Raw genomic sequence first — 22,860 nt, 5'->3', positions numbered from 1 at the left:
GTTTCTATTATTTAGGTTAAGGTTTTCGCGAAGCACGCCCAGTTTCAGTACAGCAGCACTGCTTGACGCACCACGACACAGCAAAAGCTGTACCAGGCATTTGCACTGAACCTTCGAACAAGGCTCATACTCGAACATTTCACACACCAATAATGGAGATCATCATGGCCAGAAAAACGGAAAAGACTGCTCAAGAAATCCTCAGGGAAGATTTTCAAACATTGGTCAGCGACACCGAACGGTTGCTGGAACACACTGCGACACTGGCCGGTGATCAAGCCGATGAGTTGCGTAGCCAGATTCACGAAAGCCTGCAGCGGGCTCGCGAAACCCTGAAACTGACCGAAGATTCCTTGCGCCAACGCGGCCAGGAAGCTGTCACCGCCACCGAAGACTATGTTCAGGCCAACCCTTGGCAAGCGGTTGGCATCGCGGCCGGCGTAGGCTTTTTGATTGGCCTGCTGACGACGCGGCGCTGATATGGCTATCGATGAATCCGGCTCGTCCGAAACAGGTACGGGGTCTTCATCGCGACGCTTGGGTGCCGCTTTTCTCGGGTTGCTGCACAGCCATGTAGAGTTGTTCGGCATCGAATTGCAGGAGCAAAAAGCCCGCACCGTAAGCCTGTTGCTGTTCGCAGGGCTGGCACTGGTTTTCGCCTTATTGCTGTTGATCGGGCTTTCGGCGCTGGTGTTGATTCTGCTGTGGGACACTTATCGCCTGGCAGGGATCATCGGCCTGTGCGTTTTCTATGCGCTCGCGGCACTCTTTTGTGGCATGCGCTTGAAAGCGGCGATCTTCGATGAAACATCACCGTTCAATGCCACCCTTCAAGAGCTGGCGAACGACAGGGAGCGCTTGCTGCCATGAACCTGCCTGAAATCCCCAAAAACAGTTCCCGACAAGAGATGCGCAAGGCATTGATACGCTTGCGCATGGAAATGCATCGCCAGGAAATGCGCCACGAGTCCCGGCAGATGCTGGAACCCTTGCAACGCGTACGGGGAATGACGCACAGTTTTCAGGAGGGTCTGGGCATCAAGCACGCGCCACTCTGGGGCATCGCCGCCGTAACCTTGCTTGGCTTTCTCACCGCCAAGGGCGCCAAGGGCGGTGCCATCAGCAGCGTCACTCGGTTAGTCCAGCTCGGCACCAGCCTGTTGCCGCTGATCAAGCTGGTGCTGCAAGGCTCCTCGCGCAAAGACCCGTAGACCCACAGCCCCCAATCAGTCACCTGACGGAGAACCTGCCTTGGATTGGCATACCCTGCTTAATCGTGAACGCCTCGGAAAACCGCTACACAGCCCGGAAGAGCTCGGTCGCAGCCCTTTCCATAAAGACCACGACCGGGTCATTTTCTCCGGCGCCTTCCGCCGTCTTGGGCGCAAGACCCAGGTTCACCCGGTGTCCAGCAATGACCATATCCACACGCGCCTGACCCACTCACTGGAAGTCAGTTGTGTGGGCCGCTCATTGGGCATGCGCGTCGGTGAAACCATCCGCAGCGCCCTGCCCGACTGGTGCGAGCCTAGCGATCTGGGCATGGTGGTGCAGTCAGCGTGCCTGGCCCACGACATTGGCAACCCACCCTTCGGCCACTCGGGTGAAGACGCCATCCGCTACTGGTTCCAGCAAGCCGCGGGCAAAGGCTGGCTGGACGCCATGAGCGAAGTCGAACGCAACGATTTCCTCAACTTCGAAGGCAATGCCCAAGGCTTTCGCGTTCTGACCCAACTGGAATACCACCAGTTTGACGGCGGTACACGGCTGACTTACGCAACGCTGGGCACTTATCTGAAATACCCGTGGACCGCGCGCCATGCCGATTCGCTGGGTTACAAAAAACACAAGTTCGGTTGCTATCAGAGCGAACTGCCCCTGCTGGAGCAGATCGCCCAGAAACTCGGCCTGCCTCAACTCGAGGAGCAGCGCTGGGCTCGACATCCTCTGGTCTACCTGATGGAAGCCGCCGACGACATCTGCTACGCCTTGATCGACCTTGAAGATGGCCTGGAGATGGAGCTTCTGGAGTACGCCGAGGTGGAGTCCCTGTTGCTCGGCCTGGTTGGTGATGATCTGCCGGAAACCTACCGCCTACTCGGCCCCGATGACTCGCGTCGCCGCAAACTGGCGATTCTTCGCGGTAAAGCCATCGAGCACCTGACCAACGCTGCGGCACGGGCATTCGTCGAGCAACAGGACGCGCTATTGGCCGGCACCCTTCACGGCGATCTGGTGGAACACATGCACGGGCCCGCCAAGCGTTGCGTACTGAATGCCAAAGACATGGCGCGTAAAAAAATCTTCCAGGACAAGCGCAAAACCCTGCATGAAATCGGTGCTTACACCACGCTGGAAATTCTGTTGAATGGCTTTTGTGGGGCGGCACTGGAACAGCACGGCGGTCGTACGGCTTCATTCAAGAATCGTCGCATACTCGATCTGCTGGGTAATAATGCACCCGACCCGCACGGTCCTTTGCATAACTCGTTTTTACGCATGATCGACTTCATCGCCGGCATGACCGACAGCTATGCCAGCGAAATGGCACTGGAAATGACCGGACGCTCCAGTCACCACTAAAAATCCATTGATCGGTCGCCCCGAAATATTCCGTGACGGCTGATCTCCCCACACTTTGTAGTACCGGGAGAATCTCCCTACATCGTATACAGAGCAAACTGATCGTTTGCTCTGTATACACACGAAATAATCACTCTATCCTGAACAATAGAATTGGAGGCCTTACAGCCGATAGAGCTCCAGCAACGGCAAACAAGACAGTACGGATTAAACCGACAACGCTGTTTCCGACACCCACCGCAGTTCGACCCTCCACATGGAAAGCTATATGTTCAACTACGATCTGCGCATCATGCTGGTGGAGGACCATCCTTTTCAGCTGAAAGCAACCCAATACCTGCTTGAAAGTTACGGTTTTACTCAAGTCACCGCCGTAGATAATGCCGAAAATGCATTACAAACGTTGAGACATGTGCAGCCCCCCTTCGAAATACTGCTGTGCGATCAATGCCTGCCAGACCTCTGCGGCCTCGACTTGATCGGTATTGCCAGCCACCAGGGCCTGATACGACAGGCAATCATCCTGAGCAGCCTTGACTCAACCGAACTGGACACCTTGAAAAAAAATGCACATGAACAACGACTGCCATTACTTGGTTATTTGGCAAAGCCACTGAAACAATCTGAATTTATAAACTTGTTGACCCTTTCGGACCTTTATAAATAAACACAATTAACCCCCTCGAATACCTCACGACAAATAAAAAACCCTCAGCGCCATTACGCATCAGAAAACAGCGATGCGGCATATATTGTAAAAACACATATCGGCCCTGAATAAATGCGCCTACATGCCCGGTTAATATACTTATTCCTCCTCACAAACCTAGTTCACTCGTAGTCCTCTGCCTCTTTTAATGTAGGACATGTCCTATATTGCACCTATAGCCTCGTCAGTTCATGCGTCAACGCACTTATCTGAGCTAAGGTGCTCGCTTTATTTGCGCACGTATGGGACATGATTATGAACTCGGTTTTTATTGTTGACGATCACCCCGTCATTCGCCTTGCGGTTCGTATGTTGCTGGAACATGAAGGTTACAAAGTAGTCGGTGAAGCCGACAACGGCGTCGATGCGATGCAGATGGTTCGCGAATGCATGCCCGACCTGATCATTCTTGACATCAGCATTCCCAAACTCGACGGACTGGAAGTTCTCTCCCGCTTCAATGCAATGAGCACCCCGCTGAAAACACTGGTGTTGACGGCCCAGAGCCCAACACTGTTCGCCATCCGCTGCATGCAGTCCGGGGCCTCCGGTTATGTCTGCAAGCAGGAAGATCTCAGCGAGCTGCTCAGTGCCATCAAAGCCGTGCTGTCCGGTTACAACTACTTCCCCAGCCAGGCCTTGAACCCGGTTCGCGGGGATGAAGCGCTCTGCGCTGAACTGGACTTGTTCAAGTCCGTCAACGATCGCGAACTGATGGTCCTGCAACTGTTCGCCCAGGGTCGTACCAACAAGGAAATCGCCAAGGGCATGTTCCTCAGCAACAAGACCGTCAGCACCTACAAAAAAAGACTCATGCAAAAACTCAAGGCCAAATCCCTGGTAGAACTTATCGAGATGGCAAAACGTAACGCGCTAGTGTGAGAGACAGGATGCCCAGGTGTTTAAAGGACTATTTATTGTATTTGAGTGCAGGTTTATGTCTGAGCACCTCTGTGTCAGGAGCAGGCAGCGGAGTCGGAAATTACGCGCTGCTCAGCCGCTCAACGGCAGGTTACATGGACGTCCAACTGGATAAATCACAACGGTTGTGGCTGCAAAACAAGCGCGAACTGATCCTGGGGACCTCCGCGCCTGACTACCCTCCTTTTGATTTAACGATCAGCGGTCACGACTATGAGGGTTTCACGGCTGATTACGCAGGAGTTCTTGCACAATCCCTGGGCTTGCCGATCAAGGTCCGTCGTTACCTCTCCCGAGAGGCCGCCATCGAAGCACTCGAAAATGGCGACGTCGACCTGCTCGGAACGGCCAATAGCTTTGAAGAACGACGTTCCAGCATCGTACTGTCTGCCCCCTACGCCATAGATCAACCGGTTCTGGTCACCCGGAACGCTGAAAACCGATCATTGACCGAAGGTCTCGCCGACATGCGATTGAGCATGGTCTATCACTATCTGCCGCTGGAGGAGGTAAAGGCGCAATATCCCAAGGCCATCATCACCTCCTACCCGTCCTACCAGAACGCGATCAATGCCGTCGCCTTCGACCAGGCAGACGTATTCCTGGGCGATACCATTTCCACCCATTTCATGATCAACAAGGGCTATCTGAAAAATGTACGGATGGCCAACTTCGGTAAACATGAGGCCTATGGCTTCAGCTTCGCAGTCAACAAGGACAATCCAGACCTGCTGGCAATCATCAACGCGGTACTCAAGGAAGTGCCTGCGAGCGAGCGGGAAAACATTGCCAAGCGCTGGAGCGCGGGCAGCGACATCCTTCTGACCGACCACAAACTGCAACTGACCAACCGCGAGGAACGCTGGCTTGCGCAGCACCCCGTTGTTCGCGTAGTCGTCAACGATGCCTTCGCCCCGCTGACATTCTTTGACGCCGACGAGAGCTTTCGGGGAATCACCGCCGACTTGCTCGAACTGATCAGGCTTCGAACCGGTTTACGCTTCGAGATTCACCGCAGCCAAAGTGACAGCGAGATGATCAGCCAGGTCAAAGGGAACCAGGCCGACCTGATTGCCGCGATGATTCCCAGCGCCGAACGCGAGGCGCAATTGAGCTTCACTCGTCCCTACCTGGAAAATTCATTTGTACTACTGACCCGAAAGAGCACCTCCAGCCCTATCGGTCTTGAGCAATTGAATGGAAAGAGCCTTGCCATCACTCAAGGCAATCCGCTCCTCGACTATCTGCACCGTGCCTACCCGGCGATCCAGTTGGTTGAAACACCTGACAGTTTCAGCGCGGTGGAGTTACTCGCCAAAGGTCAGGTCGAGGGCGCAGTCAACTCATTGGTGATTGCCAACTACTTCATTTCATCGCAAGTGTTCGAGGACGCCTTGCAAATCAGCGCGACTGTCGGGACGCAGCAAGCCGCGTTTTCACTGGCAACCGCACGCGATGCTACGGAACTGCACTCAATCCTCGACAAAGCCCTGCTCAGCATCGCGCCGGACGAACTGGGAATAATCAACAGCCGCTGGCGCGGCTACACGGGCACCGCCAATAGCGCCTGGCGCAACTACCATCGCCTGTTTTATCAACTGGTCATTGGCAGCGGTCTTTTGTTGCTGATTTCGCTGGCCTGGAATGCCCACATGCGCAGGCAGATCAAGCAACGCCAGAAAGCAGAGCGCGCACTCAACGACCAGTTCGAATTCATGCGCACGCTGGTCAATGGTACGCCTCACCCCATCTACGTACGGGACCGTGAAGGACTGCTGCAAAGTTGTAACGACAGCTATCTGGAAGCCTTTTGTGCCAAACGCGAGGACGTGATTGGCAAAAGCCTCATGCAGGGTGCCATGAGCAACGAGTTCGAGGCCCGGGAATACCTGGCTGACTACCAGCGAGTGGTGGCTGAAGGTGTCCCGTTGATTCTCGACCGCCCCCTGCACATTGGCCGGAAAAGGCTGACGATCTATCACTGGATTCTTCCCTATCGAGACTCGACGGGTGAGGTCCAGGGGATCATCGGAGGCTGGATCGACATCAGCGAACGACGGCAGCTTTTTGATGAGCTCAGGTCAGCCAAGGAACAGGCGGACAAGGCCAATCGTGCCAAGAGCACCTTCCTGGCCACCATGAGTCATGAAATTCGCACACCGATGAATGCGGTGATCGGCATGCTCGAACTGACATTGAAACGGACCGACCAGAGCCACCTGGATCGGCCGGCCATCGAAGTGGCCTATAGCTCGGCCAAGGACATGCTGGAGTTGATTGGCGACATACTCGATATTGCCCGAATCGAGTCTGGCCATTTGAGCCTGGCGCCAGAGCGGGTGAACCTTGGCGAGACGATTGAATCGGTCGTGCGGGTCTTCGATGGATTGGCCCGGCAAAAAAACCTCTGCCTGGTGCTGGAGTTCCCCACCAGCGCTGAACAGCCCGATGTATTGATAGACCCCCTACGCTTCAAACAGATACTGTCGAACCTGATCAGCAATGCCATCAAGTTTACCGAGCACGGCCAGGTGAGGATCAAGGTCAATCTGCAATCAGCCTCGGAGTCCGACCGTCTCCAGATGGAGTTGTGGGTCAATGACACCGGAATTGGCATCAGCGAGGACGATCAGCGACGCTTGTTCGAGCCTTTCACTCAGGCCGATAACACCGGGCATTTGGCCAGAAGCGGCGCTGGATTGGGATTGGTGATCAGTCGCAACCTGTGCGAAATGATGGGAGGTTGCGTGCAACTGACCAGTTCGCCCGGGATCGGCACTCAGGTAAGGATTTCATTGCCGATGGCCGCGCTGCCTGACGCCGTGGTGCTGGACACCCCGCAACCGGTCATCGCGAACGCCTCGGCCACCCTGAACGTGCTGGTGGTCGACGACCACCCCGCGAATCGATTGCTCATGTGCCAGCAACTTGGTTTTCTGGGGCATCGGTCCGTCACGGCCAACAACGGTGAGGCAGGTTTCCAGGCATGGAAAGAGGGCCATTTCGACCTAGTGATTGCAGACTGCAATATGCCACTGATGAATGGCTACGAACTCACCCGTGCCATCCGCCAGACCGAGCACGATGAGCAGCGCCCGCCCTGCACGGTGCTTGGCTTCACCGCCAATGCTCAACCGGAGGAAAAACACCGATGCCGACAGGCTGGCATGAACGATTGCCTGTTCAAACCCATCAGCCTGACGACGCTGGGCCAACGACTGGAAGCACTCAAGCCGATCATTGAAGATCAAGCCTTTCACCTGGACGGCTTGCAGTTACTCACCGGCGGCGATCCACAACTGGTTCAGCGTTTGCTCGCCGAACTGTTCAACAGCAATCGCCTCGACCGCCAGGAACTCCTCGCACTGCCTCCTGCAAGCGGGCCGCAAGCCTTCATCGATATGGCGCACAAAATCAAAGGTGCGGCCCGTATTGTTCAGGCCTCAAGGCTTATCGATGGTTGCGAAGCGCTTGAGCGCGTATGTCATGAGAACTTCTGTCTGGACCTGCTCGAGGCCCGCTGCAAAGGCATAGAGCACGCCATGCTTGAGTTGGAGCAGGCGTTACAACGACAGATCCATCATCACGCCAACGTGTAAAAGCGCCCCTGAAGCACCCCGTAGCAGCCGCCTTCGGTAGCGGCTGCGGGTTTGATCAGCACTCGGTCAAACGCAGGAAAATCTCCGCCAACCGCTCAATGCCGGCCTGATCATCAACGGAGAAACGCGCCAGCAAAGGACTGTCCAGATCCAGCACGCCAATCAACCGACCGTCCTTGACCAGCGGCACCACCAGTTCACTGTTCGAGGCACTGTCGCAGGCAATATGCCCGGCGAACGCATGCACATCTTCAACCCGTTGAGTGCGAAGGGTTGCAGCCGCTGCGCCGCAAACGCCACGACCGAACGGAATGCGCACACAGGCGATCTGCCCCTGGAACGGTCCGAGCACCAGTTCCTCGTTGCGATTGAGGTAAAATCCGGCCCAATTCAGATCATCGAGCTGATTGAACAAGAACGCCGAAAACTGCGCGGCGTTGGCGATAAAGTCGCGCTCATCCGCCAGCAGCGACTCCAACTGCGCGCAGAGCAGGCCGTAGCCCTCAAGTCCAGCGCCGCTCTTTTGCAAATCGATCATGCCTTGTGCTCCAACAACTTCAGTCCGACCCAATACCGGGCAAATTGATACGCGCAACGGCCGTTGCGATTACCGCGTCCGGTAGCCCAGCGAACCGCAAGAATCTCGAGTTCTTCATCACGCTTCCACTCAAGGCCGGCCTTGCCCGCCAATGCTCCCACCCAATGCTCGACCACATTGAGGAAGTGCTCCTGGGTAAAAGGATAAAACGACAGCCACAGGCCAAATCGATCCGACAGCGCGATCTTGTCTTCGACCGCCTCGTTGGGATGAAGCTCGCCGTCGACCCTTTTCCAGTTTTCGTTATCGCTTTCTTTTTCCGGAACCAGGTGGCGACGGTTGGAGGTGGCATACAGCAGTACGTTATCCGGTGCCTGTTCCAGCGAGCCATCGAGCACGCTTTTGAGCACCCGGTAATCGCCCTCGCCGGCCTCGAACGACAGATCATCGCAAAACAGCACAAAGCGCTGTGGCAGCTTGGCGATTTGCTCGACGACGCGTGGCAGGTCCGCCAGGTGATCGCGCTCGATCTCGATCAGACGCAAACCGCCCTTGGCGTGCTCGGCCAGCAAGGCCCGCACCAGCGACGATTTACCGGTACCGCGCGAACCCCAGAGCAGCGCATGGTTGGCAGGCATGCCGTCGAGAAACTGCCGGGTGTTTCGCCCCAACTGTTCCAACTGCTTGTCGACCCCGATCAGGTCGGACAGACGCATGTCCAGGCTGACCTCAAGCGGCAGCAGAAATCCGCTGCGACCCTCGCGCTGCCAGCGTGCTGCCAGGCACTGCGTCCAGTCGATGGCCGTGCGTTGCGCGGGCAGTAGCGGCTCAATACGAGCCAGAACCGCATCGGCGCGTTCAAGAAATGCATTCAATCGGGAATCCACGACTTCTCCTCAGGCACGTTCACAGTAATGATGGGCGACAGAAAACCAAGCGCAGCGCGTAATGCCGGGATTATCGCGATAATGGCTTACCCGCCAGTCATGCCGAAATACACTGATGATCGGCTATGCTTCGCCCAGAAGGGAAACGAAAGTGGTTCAGCACACCATGGATATCAAGTTCACCAACCGCCTGTCTTACAAGCAAGCCAGGCTTACGGTGCTGGTCGGTTTCATTCTGGGAACCTTGCTCAGTCTGGTGCAAATAGGCATCGATTATGCCAGCGAAGACGCCTCCATCAACCGGGAAATACACTCGCTGCTGGAAATCAGCCATAACCCGGCTTCGCGGATCGCCTACAACATCGATGCCGAACTGGCCCAGGAACTGACCCTCGGCCTGCTGCGCTCGCCTGCGGTCATCAGTGCGCAACTGAGCGATAACAACAATACGATCCTCGCCAGCGTAAAACGCCCGGACCCGCAAAACGGCGGCTATCGGGTGATCAGCGACTTTCTGTTCGGCGCCAATCGACAGTTCAAGGACCGCCTGTTCCTCGACCATCTGCCCGACGAGTCCCTCGGTACCTTGCAACTGGACATTGACACCTACACGTTTGGCAGCCGCTTTCTGCGTCGGGCCGAAGTCACTCTGATCAACGGTTTTGTCCGCAGCCTGATACTGACCGGGATTTTACTGGCGCTGTTCTACGTGATGCTCACCAAACCGCTGGTGCGGGTGATCCGCGAACTGAGTGCACGTGACCCGAGCAGTTCGGAACAACCACCGCTGGAGTGCCCGGTAGCGCACGAAAACGATGAGATCGGCGTTCTGGTCACGGTGGCCAACCAGCAATTCGAAAGCATGACCACTGAAATCCAGCAACGCCGCAATGCCGAAAACCGCCTGACCGACTACCTGGGGCAACTGGAAAATATTGTCTCGGCGCGTACCGGTGAACTGAAAGCGATCAATAGCCGATTGACGGTATCGAACGAAGAACTGGAAATCGCGCGCCAGACCGCCCTGGACATGGCCCAGGCGCGCTCTGTGTTTCTGGCCAACATGAGCCATGAAATCCGTACGCCACTCAATGGTTTGCTGGGGATGATCGCCCTCTCGCTGGACAGCCCGCTGAATGCCGAACAACGCCAGCAACTGTCGATTGCCCACGACTCCGGCAAAGTACTGGTGGAGCTGCTCAACGATATTCTCGACCTGTCGAAGTTCGACGCTGGCCAGCTTGAGCTGGAGCGCATTCCGTTCGACCTCGGCTCGCTGATCGAAGACACCGCCAACCTGCTGTCGCAGAACGCCGCGCCCAGCGTCGAACTGACGTGCCTGATTGAACCGCAGTTCCCGTCGCTGGTACTCGGCGACCCGATGCGGGTTCGGCAGATTGTCAGCAACCTGCTCTCCAACGCCCTTAAATTTACCCGTTTTGGACGGGTGGACGTGCGCCTGAGCACCCACGAAGACGGTGTCAGAATCGAAGTCTGCGACACCGGTATCGGCATCGCGCAGGATGATCAGGTCAAAATCTTCCAGCCGTTTACCCAAGCAGGTGCCGGCATCTCTCGTCAGTTCGGTGGTACCGGGCTGGGGCTGGCCCTGACCTTTAACCTGTGCGAAGCCATGCAGGGCCGGCTCGGCATCAGCTCGGAGCCTGGTTTCGGCAGCCAGTTCTGCGCTGATCTGCCGTTGCCCACCCACACGCCGGCAATCGTTCCCGCGTCCCTGCAAGGCAAGGTATTGGCGATCACCGCCGCCAGCAGCGGTCTGGCCGAACTGTTAGGCAATCTGTTGCCCGGTTGGGGGCTGGAATACCAGCAGCGCACCATCGACGACTCAATGATCGGCTTATCGCCCGATGTGCTGATCACCGACTGCCCGGAATGTCTGTTCGGATTACGTCCGGGCATGACCGCACCGATTTTGCTGGTGACCGCCTATGGCAGTTTCATGCCCAGCGAAGAAGCGGCTGCCCTCGCCCCTCTGCAACAACAAGCCCGCCCACTGGCCCGCAACGCACTCTACCAGACACTACGACGCACTTTGCAGGCCGACGAAGTCGCTCTCGTGTCCGATACTCAAGAGCCAAGCCTCATACCCCAGCGGCGGGCGAGAATCCTGCTGGTGGAAGACAACCCGGTCAATCAGCTCGTAGCCAAAGGCATGCTCAGCAAGTTGGGTTGCAAGGTGGTTGTCGCCTCCCACGGCGCCGAAGCGCTCGACCAGCTGGAGCTCAAGCAGTTTGATATGGTGCTGATGGACTGCAACATGCCGGTGATGGACGGCTACGAGGCCAGCCGGCAGATCCGTCAGAGTGGGCGCTGGCCGGATCTACCGATCGTTGCCCTGACCGCCAACGCCATGCCCGAGGAGCGCGAACGCTGCCGCGCGGCAGGCATGAGCGATTATCTGGCGAAACCGTTCCGTCGCGAGGAACTGGCCGCCCTGCTTGAGCAGTGGGTGCCGGCTACGGTAGCGCCCTGATTTGCCCCAGCAGTTGATCAAGGCCGTCACGCAATTTGCCCAAGCGCTCAAGGTCGACACCGCTGTCGCACAACAGGCGTGCCTTGAGCGGCCCGACCTGTTCGCGCAAGGCAACCCCTGCCGGCGACAGACTCAAGTGCACTTCTCGCTCATCGCGCGCCGAGCGTTGACGCTGGACCAGGTGTAACTGCTCAAGACGCTTGAGCAACGGCGTGAGCGTCCCGGAATCCAGCGACAATCGCTCGCCAAGGGCTTTGACTGTTGGCTGCCCGGGTGCACTCTGCTGCCACTCCCATAGCACCAGCATCACCAGATATTGCGGATACGTCAGGCCCAGTTGATCGAGCATCGGCTTATAACCGCGGATCACCGCTCGGGACGCGGCGTACAGTTTGAAGCAGAGCTGACTGTCGAGCAGCAGCGAATCGGCTGACACATCGTTCATTTGAGCAGGGCTTCAATCTCGCGGGTCAGGTCCTGCGGCTTGGTCGCCGGTGCAAAACGCTTGACCAACTTGCCATCCTGGCCAATCAGGAACTTGGTGAAATTCCACTTGATGCCCTGAGAGCCCAGTACACCCGGCGCACGTTTTTTCAACTGAACAAACAGCGGGTGGGCGTCGCTACCATTGACGTCGATTTTCTTGAACAGTGGAAAACTCACACCGAAGTTCAATTCGCAGAACTCGGAAATCTCCCCTTCATTGCCCGGTTCCTGTTTACCGAACTGGTTGCACGGAAAACCGAGCACCACCAGGCCTCGATCCTTGTAGGTCCGCCACAGTTCTTCCAGTCCTTTGTACTGCGGAGTAAAGCCGCATTTACTGGCGGTGTTGACCACCAATACCGCTTTGCCGGCGTAATCGGCCAGGGTCTTTTGCTCACCGTTGATGGTGGTGCAGGGAATACTCAGCAGAGTGTCGGTCATCGCGCATGCTCCGGTGGAAGATGGGGAAGGATTAAACATAGCGAGCAATTAGATTGTGTGCAATTTAATAAATCAATAACCTGCCGACAAGCAGCTGCCGCAGGTCAGGACTCACATTATTCGCGCGGCACCAGGTCCAGGCACACCGAGTTGATGCAATAACGCAAGCCAGTCGGTGGCGGGCCATCCGGGAATACATGCCCCAGGTGCGCGTCGCACTTGGCGCAGACCACTTCGGTACGAATCATGCCGTGGCTGATATCACGAATCTCGACCATGGCGCTCTCGCCGATCGGCTCATAGAAGCTCGGCCAGCCACAGCCTGAATCGAACTTGGCTTTTGAGTCGAACAGCGGTTCGTTGCAACAGATGCAGTGATAGACACCATCGGTCTTGGTGCCGTTGTACTTGCCCGAGAACGGCCGTTCGGTGCCCTTCAGACGACAAACGTTGTACTGCTCCGGGTCGAGCATCGCGCGCCATTCTTCCAGGGTTTTTTCCAACTTTTCCATTGTCATACCTCTGCATCTGAAAAAGCCTGATCTGTACCTTTTCCACGGATCAGGCGGCACGTATGATTGCGCCTCGTTAATCGCCAGTCTGGCAGCCGCGTTACCCGCATTCAAACGGATTTTGGTGCGGTGACCCCAGGCGCCAGGCGTGTGTGAAAACGCAGGATTCCCAGTACGGTAGTTCATACAGCGTCTGGATCGTTCATTTTCGGGAACACATCGCCATGCAGGTCAGCAAATCGAACAAGCTCGCCAACGTCTGCTACGACATTCGCGGCCCAGTGCTCAAGCACGCCAAACGCCTGGAAGAGGAAGGCCATCGTATCCTCAAGCTGAACATTGGCAACCCGGCGCCTTTTGGTTTCGAAGCGCCCGATGAAATCCTCCAGGACGTGATCCGTAATCTGCCGACCGCCCAGGGCTACAGCGATTCCAAAGGCCTGTTCAGCGCGCGCAAGGCCGTCATGCAGTATTACCAGCAGAAACAGGTAGAAGGTGTCGGCATCGAAGATATCTACCTGGGCAACGGCGTTTCCGAACTGATCGTGATGTCGATGCAGGCACTGCTCAACAACGGTGACGAAGTACTGGTCCCGGCTCCCGACTATCCGCTGTGGACCGCGGCCGTCAGCCTGGCGGGTGGCAATCCGGTGCACTACCTGTGTGACGAGCAAGCCAACTGGTGGCCGGACCTGGCCGACATCAAGGCCAAAATCACCCCGAACACCAAGGCGTTGGTCATCATCAACCCGAACAACCCGACCGGTGCGGTGTACTCCAAGGAAGTCCTGCTGGGCATGCTGGAACTGGCTCGCCAGCACAACCTGGTAGTGTTCTCCGACGAGATCTACGACAAGATTCTCTACGACGATGCCGTGCACATCTGCACCGCGTCCCTGGCGCCGGACCTGCTGTGCCTGACCTTCAACGGTCTGTCCAAGTCCTATCGGGTTGCCGGTTTCCGCTCCGGCTGGATCGCCATTTCCGGTCCCAAGCATCACGCTCAAAGCTACATCGAAGGCATCGACATGCTGGCCAACATGCGCCTGTGCGCCAACGTGCCAAGCCAGCATGCAATCCAGACCGCATTGGGTGGTTATCAGAGCATCAATGATCTGGTGCTGCCGCAAGGTCGCCTGCTGGAACAGCGTAACCGCACCTGGGAACTGCTCAACGACATCCCGGGCGTCAGTTGCGTCAAACCGATGGGCGCGCTCTACGCGTTCCCGCGGATCGACCCAAAAGTCTGCCCGATCCACAACGATGAAAAATTCGTTCTCGACTTGCTGCTTTCGGAAAAACTGCTGGTGGTCCAGGGCACAGCCTTCAACTGGCCATGGCCGGACCACTTCCGCGTCGTGACCCTGCCACGGGTGGACGACCTGGACATGGCTATCGGTCGGATCGGCAACTTCCTCAAGTCCTATCGCCAGTAAGCGCGATAACGCCGAGGGCCTCAAAAAGGCCCTCGGCGATTAATTCAGCAACATATCTCCATTCTTCGACTGCGACAGCGCCTTGAGTGCAGGCGGATTTACGCGGCTGCCGGTTACGCCCAGCAGAGGCGGGACTTGTGAAAGCAAAATCCAGCCAAATACCTATTCAGGTGACGTCAGAAATGCCCTGCAAGCATCTAGAATCCAGCTGTAGGACACAGTTTGAAATAGTCACCCGGTTGAATAGCCTGGTGCGGCACCTTATATACCCCGCAGTACGCTACATATTTAGCACGAGGAGATTTCTACAACCATGATGCGCATCCTGCTGTTTTTGGCCACTAACCTGGCGGTCGTGCTGATTGCCAGCATCACCCTGAGCCTTTTCGGCTTCAACGGGTTCATGGCGGCCAACGGGGTTGATCTCAACCTCAATCAGCTGCTGATTTTCTGTGCGGTCTTTGGTTTCGCCGGCTCGCTGTTCTCGCTGTTCATCTCCAAGTGGATGGCGAAGATGAGCACCAGCACCCAAATCATCAGCCAGCCGCGCACTCGCCATGAACAATGGCTGCTGCAAACCGTCGAGCAGCTGTCTCGTGAAGCCGGAATCAAAATGCCTGAAGTCGGGATTTTCCCGGCCTACGAGGCCAACGCCTTCGCCACCGGCTGGAACAAGAACGACGCGCTGGTCGCGGTCAGCCAGGGCTTGCTCGAGCGTTTCTCGCCCGATGAAGTGAAAGCCGTCCTGGCCCATGAAATTGGTCACGTGGCCAATGGCGACATGGTAACGCTGGCGCTGATTCAGGGCGTGGTGAACACCTTCGTGATGTTCTTCGCACGGATCATCGGTAATTTCGTCGACAAGGTGATCTTCAAAAACGAAGAAGGCCAAGGCATCGCCTACTATGTCGCGACCATCTTCGCCGAACTGGTACTGGGTATCCTGGCCAGCGCAATCGTCATGTGGTTCTCGCGCAAACGCGAATTCCGTGCAGACGCAGCCGGCGCCCAATTGGCCGGCACCAGCGCCATGATCGGCGCCCTGCAGCGCCTGCGCTCGGAACAAGGCCTGCCGGTGCACATGCCGGACACCTTGAATGCCTTCGGCATCAACGGTGGCATCAAGCAAGGGTTCGCTCGCATGTTCATGAGCCACCCGCCACTGGAAGAGCGTATCGACGCCTTGCGTCGTCGCGGCTGAGAGGTTCTGCGGTGATACGAAAGGGGCGATTTGATCGCCCCTTTTTTATGCCGATCTTTTGCTGTTTAGCGAGCCATCAATCTATATACCCGCTCTTCAAGGCGCGTAACGCCCGCCTGGAGGAACTTCCAGCTCTCCCCCAGAATGTCCCGCACCTCACAGAAATCAAGCTGCCAGCGACCACCCAGCAATGTCTGCGCGTTTTCATCCGTCACGGCAAAGGGCGGCCCGTCCATCTGCGACTGATCGTAGTCCATCGTAATCAACAAGCCTTCACAAGCTGACGGTAAAATCCGGCTCAGGTGCGCGGCGTATTGCTCGCGCATGAGCGGTGGCAAGGCAATCAGCGCCGCCCGATCATAGACAGCCGCACAATCGGCCACATCGTCTGCGGTCAGGCCGAAAAAATCCCCGCACCACAATGCCAGGGGACCCGCCTGGTAGACCTTGAACGCACCTTGCTCGGTGATCTGCGGTGTCAGTTGCTGCTCACGAAAAAACTCCTCAACGGCTTTTTCCGATAACTCGACACCCAGCACCCGATGTCCCTGCCCTGCCAGCCACACGAGATCGAGACTTTTCCCACAGAGCGGCACTAACACCTGCGAGCCCTTTGCCAGATTCAATTGCGGCCAGTATTGCTGCAAATAAGGATTAACCTCTGACTGATGGAAACCGATCTGATTGAGCTCCCAACGCTTTTGCCAAAACTCTGGCTGCATAAATCCCCCTGATATTTCGATCTATATGCCCTAAAACTTATATTAGATTTAGATCAATGATCTGACTGAAGATGCTCTCATCTTAACGCTCAGGACCTTATTCATGTTCCCCAGCCTGTTTATCTCTCACGGTTCACCCATGCTTGCACTGGAGCCCGGCGCCAGTGGCCCGGCGCTGGCCCACCTGGCCAGCGAACTGCCGAAACCCAAGGCCATCGTGATCGTTTCCGCACACTGGGAAAGCCAGGACCTGCGCGTCGGCAGCGCTGAGCAACCGGAAACCTGGCACGACTTCGGCGGATTCCCCGCCGCGCTGTTCGCGGTGCAATACCCGGCACCCGGCCAGCCGGAACTCGCGGCGCAGGTCGCCGAATTACTCAAGGCTGATGGCTTGCCGGCACAGCTCGATAACCAGCGTCCGTTCGATCATGGTGTTTGGGTGCCACTGTCTCTGATGTATCCGCGGGCCGACATTCCGGTGGTACAAGTGTCACTGCCAAGCCATCTCGGCCCTGCCCTGCAAACCCGCGTCGGTCGCGCATTGTCCAGTCTGCGCGAGCAAGGCGTGCTGTTGATTGGTTCCGGCAGCATCACCCACAACCTGCGCGAACTGGACTGGCATGCCGGCCCGGAAAGCGTCGAGCCCTGGGCCAAGGCCTTTCGCGACTGGATGATTGAAAAGCTCGCCGCAAACGATGAAGCCGCCCTGCACGACTATCGTCGGCAAGCCCCGAATGCCGTGCGCAGCCATCCCAGCGACGAACACTTGCTGCCGCTGTACTTCGCCCGCGGCGCCGGTGGCGATTTCAGCATCGCCCACCAGGGGTTCACCATGGGTGCGCTGGGGATGGACATCTATCGTTTCGGCTGAATCCTGCCGCTCGTTCCCGCGCAGCGTGGGAACGATCAACAAAGGCCAGACACAAAACTGCAGGCAAAAAAAATCCCCGAACCAGTCGGGGATTTTTTATCTGCGATCAATCAGCCCGAAAGCGGATCAATCTTCGCGATAGCGACGCAGTTTCAGCTGCTTACCGGCAACGCGAGTGTCCTTCAGTTTGGTCAGCAGACGCTCCAGACCATCTTCCGGCAACTCGACCAGGCTGAAGCTGTCACGCACCTGGATACGACCGATTGCTTCACGAGCCAGACCACCTTCGTTGAGGATGGCGCCCAGCAGGTTCTTGGCAGCGATACCATCACGCGCACCCAGCGCGGTACGGCAACGAGCACGGCCTTCGGCCAATGGGATCGGAGCACGACGCTCGCGATCACCACGGTCCGGACGATCACCGGTACGCTCTGGACGATCGCCACGCGGTGCATTGTTCGGCACCAGTGGACGTTCTTTCTCGATGGCAGCCAGGGTCAGTGCCTGAGCGTTGGTAGCCTTGCGCAGCAGAGCAGCAGCCAGTGCACGCGGGGTGCAACCGATGTCGGCAGTCAGGCGATCCAGCAGATCACCGTGAGTCGATTCGGCATCGGCCACCAGCGGCGACAGGCTGTTGGTCAGTTTCTTGATGCGTGCATCGAGAACGGCTTGAGCGTCTGGCAGGCGAACTTCAGCTACCTTTTGACCAGTTACACGCTCGATCACTTGCAGCATGCGGCGCTCACGCGGAGTCACCAGCAGCAATGCACGACCTTCGCGACCGGCACGGCCAGTACGGCCGATACGGTGAACGTAGGACTCTGGATCGTACGGCATATCAACGTTGAAAACGTGAGTGATACGTGGAACGTCCAGACCACGAGCAGCAACGTCGGTCGCCACAACGATGTCCAGACGGCCATCCTTGAGGGACTCGATCACGCGCTCACGCTGGTTCTGAGCAATGTCACCGTTCAGCGCAGCGGCTTTGTAGCCTTTGGCTTCCAGGGCACTGGCCAGGTCCAGGGTCGCTTGCTTGGTACGCACGAACATGATCAGCGCGTCGAAGTCTTCCACTTCCAGCAGGCTCAATACAGCCGAGGTCTTCTGGTCAGCGTGAACCAACAGGTGAGCCTGTTCGATCGCGGTAACGGTCTGAGTCTTGGTCTGGATCTTCACGTGCTGCGGATCACGCAGATGACGCTCGGCGATGGCACGGATCGACTGCGGCAGGGTAGCCGAGAACAATACGGTCTGACGGGTTGCCGGCAAGGCCTTGAAGATAACTTCCAGGTCGTCCATGAAGCCCAGCTTGAGCATTTCGTCAGCTTCGTCGAGAACCAGGTGGTTCACGGTCGCCAATACTTTTTCGTCACGACGCAGGTGGTCGCACAGACGGCCCGGAGTGGCGACAACGATCTGTGCGCCATTACGGATTGCTTTCAGTTGCGGGCCCATAGGCGCGCCGCCGTAAACGGCCACAACGGTAACGCCCGGCATTTGCTTGGCGTAGGTTTCGAAAGCGGTTGCTACTTGCAGCGCCAACTCACGGGTTGGCGCCAGGATCAGGGCTTGCGGTTCGCGCTTAGCAGGATCGATGCGGTGCAGGATCGGCAGGGCGAACGCAGCGGTTTTACCCGTACCGGTTTGCGCCTGACCAATCATGTCGTGACCGGCCATGATGATCGGGATCGATTGCTGCTGAATAGCCGAAGGCTCTTCGTAGCCAGTCGCGATGACGGCTGCAAGAATATTCGGATTAAGGTTAAAAGCGGCGAAGCCGCCGGTTTCCTGGGTCATGGGTCTGCCTCTAAGTGCATCCGCAAAGACCCATGCTCCAAAGCTGCGCATGCCGTGTAAGACTCAAGAGTCGCCCTGGCTGCTTTGTCGGCGGGGATTTGCGAAAACGAATGAATGAAAAAGATTCGTCAAGGAAGAGTCCGCTGTGCGGACGTGCAGCCGAAGCTGACTTCGGGGAATTGCGCTACCTAAACGCGGCCTGGCTAAAGACCGGCGCGCACTATACCGGAATTCGCCAAAAAAGGGAGCTTTATTTGTCGGAAAAACCCGGCATACACCGTTGTGTCACAGGCTTTGCGGATAATCGCGCAACGGTCTATTTTTCAAAGGCCCGGCCCTGTTGGTCATGACGCTAAAACGGTTCATCTTTCAGGCTATGACCTTTGGTCCGCGCCCCCCCTTCCCCGCCCGAGGATAGACCCCATGAATCAAGCAGATTGCAGTCGTGTCAGCCGTGAACGACGCGGTCATGTCCTGTTGATCGGGCTGGACCGGGTGGCCAAGCGCAATGCATTTGACCTCGATCTGCTCAACGCACTGAGCCTGGCCTATGGCGAGTTCGAAGCCGACAGCGAGGCCCGCGTTGCGGTGGTGTTCGGTCATGGCGAGCACTTTACCGCCGGGCTGGACCTGGCGAGTGTCAGCGCGGCACTGGCCGAAGGCTGGCAAGTCCCGGCCGGCGGTTGCGATCCGTGGGGGGTGTTCGTTGGCCCCAGGGTCAGCAAACCGGTGATTGTTGCGGCCCAGGGTTATTGCCTGACCATTGGCATCGAACTGATGCTGGCCGCCGATATCAACCTCTGCGCCAGCAACACCCGTTTTGCGCAAATGGAAGTGCAGCGCGGCATCTTCCCCTTTGGCGGGGCAACCTTGCGCCTGCATCAGGTAGCCGGCTGGGGCAATGCCATGCGCTGGCTGCTGACCGGCGATGAGTTCGATGCCCACGAAGCGCTGCGTCTGGGACTGGTGCAGGAGGTGATGGCCAGCGAAGACCTGTTACCGCGTGCGATCGAGCTGGCAGAACGCATTGCCAGGCAGGCGCCGCTGGGGGTTCAGGCGACCTTGCAGTCCGCGCGCCAGGCCCATCTGGAGGGCGAAACAGCGGCGGCATTGGCTTTGCCAGCGCTGGTCAAGAAGTTGCTCAACAGTGAAGACGCCAAGGAAGGCGTGCGATCGTTGATCGAGAAACGCCCGGGCGTATTCAAAGGCTGCTGACATTGCCTTTGTGGCGAGGGAGCTTGCTCCCGTTCGGCTGCGCAGCAGTCGTGAAGCAGCAATCGCGGTGCATCAGAAAGACGGCGCTTGCCGGTTCTGGGGTCGCTTCGCGCCCCAACGGGAGCAAGCTCCCTCGCCACAGTGGCTCGCCAGAATTCAGGTCGCCGGGCGAATCGCCTTGATCAGCGATTGCAGCGAATACCCCAACCGCGGCGCCAGCGCTTCGGCGCGGGCGGTCAATCCTTGCATGTCCAGTTCCTGGTCAAGGTCGGCTGGCACGATCAGGATCACGTTGCCCTCCTTCACCGGCAGCTCCCAATAATGCCGGTGATAGAGCCCACGCAGTAATGCCGCACCCAGTGGCTTGCCGTCATCGGTCGCCCATTGATTGATCACCAGCCAGCCGCCCGGGTTCAGGCGTTTCTGACAGTTTTCCAGAAAGCCCCAAGCCAAATGGCCGACACCCGGCCCTACATCGGTATAAAGGTCGACGAAAATCAGATCCGCCGACTCAGCGGTCTCGAGCAACTCAAGGGCATCGCCGATGCGGATATACAGACGGGGATCGTCGTCCAGCCCCAGATACTCGATGGCCAGGCGCGGTACGTCCGGGCGTAACTCGATCGCTTCGACGTCTTCCAGCGGCAGGAACTTCAGGCACGCCTGAGTCAGGGTGCCCGCCCCCAGGCCGAGAAACAGCGCGCTCTCCGGTTGTTCATGGCACAACGCACCAATCAGCATCGCGCGGGTGTAGTCGTACTCGAGCCAACTCGGATCGGCAGTGAACACGCAGCTCTGCTCGATGGCATCGCCAAATTCGAGAAAACGGTAATCCGCCACTTCCAGCACCCGGATCATGCCGAATTCATCGTGCACCTCGGCGAGCAGATGCTCGACGCGCTCCTCAGTCATTTCGTCTCCTGGTCGTTGTCGGGTTGATCCCCGGCAACGCAATCATTCGTTCCGCTTGGTGCGGCAAAGGCGCGATTGTCCGCCAAGCTTCGGGAACAGGTCACGCACTAATTGCTGATAACATAAACGTCCGATCGTAAAACATTAGAGTCCACGATGAGCCAACCCTGGAGTCCTGACAGCTGGCGCGCCCTGCCGATCCAGCAACAACCCCACTACCCTGACGCTGCGCATTTGCAACAGGTCGAGCAAAGCCTGGCCAGTTATCCGCCTTTGGTGTTTGCCGGTGAGGCCCGGGAGTTGCGTCGTCAGTTTGCCGAGGTGACCCAGGGCCGGGCGTTTCTGCTGCAAGGCGGCGATTGCGCGGAAAGCTTCGCCGAATTCTCGGCGGCAAAAATCCGTGACACCTTCAAAGTCCTGCTGCAAATGGCGATCGTCATGACCTTCGCTGCCGGTTGTCCGGTGGTAAAAGTCGGGCGTATGGCCGGGCAGTTCGCGAAACCGCGCTCGTCCAATGACGAAACCATCAACGGCGTGACCCTGCCGGCCTACCGCGGCGACATCGTCAACGGTATCGGTTTCGATGAAAAAAGCCGCGTCCCCGACCCGGATCGCCTGTTGCAGTCCTATCACCAGTCCACCGCGACCCTGAACCTGCTGCGGGCCTTTGCCCAGGGCGGTTTTGCCGACTTGCATCAAGTGCATAAATGGAACCTGGACTTCATCGCCAACTCGGCGCTGGCCGAAAAGTACAGCCACCTGGCCGACCGTATCGATGAAACCCTGGCGTTCATGCGCGCCTGCGGCATGGACAGCTCGCCGCAATTGCGCGAAACCAGTTTCTTCACCGCCCACGAAGCGCTGCTGTTGAACTACGAAGAAGCCTTCGTACGCCGCGACAGCCTGACCAACGATTACTACGATTGCTCGGCGCACATGCTGTGGATCGGCGATCGCACGCGTCAGCTCGACGGCGCTCATGTCGAGTTCCTGCGCGGGGTGAACAACCCGATCGGGGTCAAGGTCGGCCCGTCCATGAACCCCGAAGAACTGATTCGCCTGATCGATGTGCTCAACCCCGACAACGATCCAGGCCGCCTGAACCTGATCGCGCGGATGGGCGCAAACAAGGTCGGCGACCATCTGCCACAGCTGATTCGTGCGGTCGAACGCGAAGGCAAGAAAGTGCTCTGGAGCAGCGACCCGATGCACGGCAATACCATCAAGGCCAGCAGCGGCTACAAGACCCGGGATTTCGCGCAGATCCTCGGCGAGGTGAAGCAGTTCTTCCAGGTTCACGAAGCGGAAGGCACCTATGCCGGCGGCATTCATATCGAGATGACCGGGCAGAATGTCACCGAATGCATCGGCGGTGCACGGCCGATCACCGAAGATGGTTTGTCGGACCGTTACCACACCCATTGCGACCCGCGGATGAATGCCGATCAGTCGCTGGAGCTGGCGTTCTTGATTGCCGAGACCCTGAAGCAGGTTCGGCGCTGAATCTGTAAGCCTTGTGTTGCCTGACACACC

The 22,860-nt window shown here is 57.6% G+C and carries 21 protein-coding genes; 13 read left to right on the top strand and 8 right to left on the bottom strand.

Going from position 1 to position 22,860, the window contains the following annotated elements:
* Nucleotides 1-164: 164 nt before the first annotated feature.
* The 7 genes from AABM55_RS09140 (at nt 165) to AABM55_RS09110 (ending at nt 7,812) form a co-directional block, all read left to right on the top strand.
* Complete coding sequence (locus AABM55_RS09140; RefSeq protein ID WP_054596373.1) at nt 165-479, top strand: YqjD family protein; 315 nt, start codon at nt 165-167, stop codon at nt 477-479.
* 1 nt (nt 480) lies between these two features.
* Nucleotides 481-870, top strand: a complete 390-nt coding sequence (locus tag AABM55_RS09135) for a phage holin family protein (RefSeq protein ID WP_054596372.1) — start codon at nt 481-483, stop codon at nt 868-870.
* Nucleotides 867-1,211 carry a hypothetical protein gene (locus AABM55_RS09130; RefSeq protein ID WP_054596371.1) on the top strand — a complete coding sequence of 115 codons (345 nt, stop codon included), beginning with the start codon at nt 867-869 and terminating at the stop codon, nt 1,209-1,211. Before AABM55_RS09135 ends, AABM55_RS09130 begins: the two co-directional genes overlap by 4 nt.
* Nucleotides 1,212-1,251: 40 nt before the next feature.
* Nucleotides 1,252-2,583 carry a deoxyguanosinetriphosphate triphosphohydrolase gene (locus AABM55_RS09125; protein WP_054596370.1) on the top strand — a complete coding sequence of 444 codons (1,332 nt, stop codon included), beginning with the start codon at nt 1,252-1,254 and terminating at the stop codon, nt 2,581-2,583.
* 268 nt (nt 2,584-2,851) lie between these two features.
* Complete coding sequence (locus AABM55_RS09120; protein WP_054596369.1) at nt 2,852-3,250, top strand: response regulator; 399 nt, start codon at nt 2,852-2,854, stop codon at nt 3,248-3,250.
* Between the two features lie 297 nt (nt 3,251-3,547).
* A complete protein-coding gene (locus AABM55_RS09115; protein ID WP_019692902.1) occupies nt 3,548-4,174 on the top strand; it encodes a response regulator transcription factor in 627 nt (208 codons plus the stop codon).
* Between the two features lie 8 nt (nt 4,175-4,182).
* Nucleotides 4,183-7,812, top strand: coding sequence for a transporter substrate-binding domain-containing protein (locus AABM55_RS09110; RefSeq protein ID WP_347929366.1), 3,630 nt, complete (start codon nt 4,183-4,185; stop codon nt 7,810-7,812).
* A gap of 55 nt (nt 7,813-7,867) precedes the next feature.
* Here the strand turns inward: AABM55_RS09110 and AABM55_RS09105 are convergent, their stop codons facing one another.
* Together AABM55_RS09105 and AABM55_RS09100 are read right to left on the bottom strand one after the other, a co-directional pair.
* The gene (locus AABM55_RS09105; protein WP_054596367.1) at nt 7,868-8,350 is read right to left on the bottom strand and encodes a GAF domain-containing protein; all 483 of its coding nucleotides are present in this window, start codon (nt 8,348-8,350) and stop codon (nt 7,868-7,870) included.
* Nucleotides 8,347-9,237, bottom strand: a complete 891-nt coding sequence (locus AABM55_RS09100; protein ID WP_054596366.1) for an ATP-binding protein — start codon at nt 9,235-9,237, stop codon at nt 8,347-8,349. Before AABM55_RS09100 ends, AABM55_RS09105 begins: the two co-directional genes overlap by 4 nt.
* A 166-nt stretch (nt 9,238-9,403) precedes the next feature.
* Between AABM55_RS09100 and AABM55_RS09095 the strand changes: the two genes are divergently transcribed.
* Entirely contained in the window at nt 9,404-11,731 is a 2,328-nt protein-coding gene (locus tag AABM55_RS09095) for a response regulator (RefSeq protein WP_347930009.1), read from the top strand.
* Here AABM55_RS09095 and AABM55_RS09090 read toward each other — a convergent pair.
* The 3 genes from AABM55_RS09090 to msrB all read right to left on the bottom strand — a co-directional run bounded on the left by AABM55_RS09090 (nt 11,715) and on the right by msrB (nt 13,170).
* On the bottom strand, nt 11,715-12,176 hold the full coding sequence (locus tag AABM55_RS09090; RefSeq protein WP_347929365.1) for a MarR family transcriptional regulator: 462 nt from the start codon (nt 12,174-12,176) through the stop codon (nt 11,715-11,717). The two genes, AABM55_RS09095 and AABM55_RS09090, sit on opposite strands and share 17 nt — an antisense overlap.
* Nucleotides 12,173-12,658 carry a glutathione peroxidase gene (locus tag AABM55_RS09085; RefSeq protein ID WP_054596364.1) on the bottom strand — a complete coding sequence of 162 codons (486 nt, stop codon included), beginning with the start codon at nt 12,656-12,658 and terminating at the stop codon, nt 12,173-12,175. The genes AABM55_RS09090 and AABM55_RS09085 overlap by 4 nt, the downstream gene beginning before the upstream one ends.
* A gap of 116 nt (nt 12,659-12,774) precedes the next feature.
* Nucleotides 12,775-13,170, bottom strand: a complete 396-nt coding sequence (msrB, locus tag AABM55_RS09080) for a peptide-methionine (R)-S-oxide reductase MsrB (protein ID WP_054596363.1) — start codon at nt 13,168-13,170, stop codon at nt 12,775-12,777.
* A gap of 224 nt (nt 13,171-13,394) precedes the next feature.
* On the opposite strand from msrB, the gene AABM55_RS09075 reads away from it, so the two are divergent.
* The gene (locus tag AABM55_RS09075; protein ID WP_054596362.1) at nt 13,395-14,606 is read left to right on the top strand and encodes a pyridoxal phosphate-dependent aminotransferase; all 1,212 of its coding nucleotides are present in this window, start codon (nt 13,395-13,397) and stop codon (nt 14,604-14,606) included.
* A 313-nt stretch (nt 14,607-14,919) separates the two neighbouring features.
* The gene (htpX, locus tag AABM55_RS09070; RefSeq protein WP_054596361.1) at nt 14,920-15,807 is read left to right on the top strand and encodes a protease HtpX; all 888 of its coding nucleotides are present in this window, start codon (nt 14,920-14,922) and stop codon (nt 15,805-15,807) included.
* Between the two features lie 65 nt (nt 15,808-15,872).
* On the opposite strand, the gene AABM55_RS09065 is transcribed toward htpX, so the two are convergent.
* On the bottom strand, nt 15,873-16,529 hold the full coding sequence (locus AABM55_RS09065; protein WP_347929364.1) for a thiopurine S-methyltransferase: 657 nt from the start codon (nt 16,527-16,529) through the stop codon (nt 15,873-15,875).
* A gap of 103 nt (nt 16,530-16,632) precedes the next feature.
* On the opposite strand from AABM55_RS09065, the gene AABM55_RS09060 reads away from it, so the two are divergent.
* A complete protein-coding gene (locus AABM55_RS09060) occupies nt 16,633-17,400 on the top strand; it encodes a class III extradiol ring-cleavage dioxygenase (protein WP_347929363.1) in 768 nt (255 codons plus the stop codon).
* Nucleotides 17,401-17,526: 126 nt separating this feature from the next.
* On the opposite strand, the gene AABM55_RS09055 is transcribed toward AABM55_RS09060, so the two are convergent.
* Nucleotides 17,527-19,200 carry a DEAD/DEAH box helicase gene (locus tag AABM55_RS09055; protein ID WP_054596358.1) on the bottom strand — a complete coding sequence of 558 codons (1,674 nt, stop codon included), beginning with the start codon at nt 19,198-19,200 and terminating at the stop codon, nt 17,527-17,529.
* Nucleotides 19,201-19,623: 423 nt separating this feature from the next.
* Between AABM55_RS09055 and AABM55_RS09050 the strand changes: the two genes are divergently transcribed.
* A complete protein-coding gene (locus tag AABM55_RS09050; RefSeq protein WP_103315666.1) occupies nt 19,624-20,415 on the top strand; it encodes a crotonase/enoyl-CoA hydratase family protein in 792 nt (263 codons plus the stop codon).
* A 156-nt stretch (nt 20,416-20,571) separates the two neighbouring features.
* Here AABM55_RS09050 and AABM55_RS09045 read toward each other — a convergent pair whose 3' ends face one another.
* Complete coding sequence (locus AABM55_RS09045) at nt 20,572-21,327, bottom strand: spermidine synthase (protein WP_054596356.1); 756 nt, start codon at nt 21,325-21,327, stop codon at nt 20,572-20,574.
* A gap of 156 nt (nt 21,328-21,483) precedes the next feature.
* On the opposite strand from AABM55_RS09045, the gene AABM55_RS09040 reads away from it, so the two are divergent.
* Nucleotides 21,484-22,830, top strand: a complete 1,347-nt coding sequence (locus AABM55_RS09040) for a class II 3-deoxy-7-phosphoheptulonate synthase (protein WP_054596355.1) — start codon at nt 21,484-21,486, stop codon at nt 22,828-22,830.
* Nucleotides 22,831-22,860 lie beyond the last annotated feature (30 nt).

Origin of the sequence: Pseudomonas helvetica (assembly GCF_039908645.1) — a bacterium.
Lineage (GTDB): Bacteria > Pseudomonadota > Gammaproteobacteria > Pseudomonadales > Pseudomonadaceae > Aquipseudomonas > Aquipseudomonas helvetica.
This window is presented reverse-complemented; position numbering and strand designations above follow the sequence as displayed.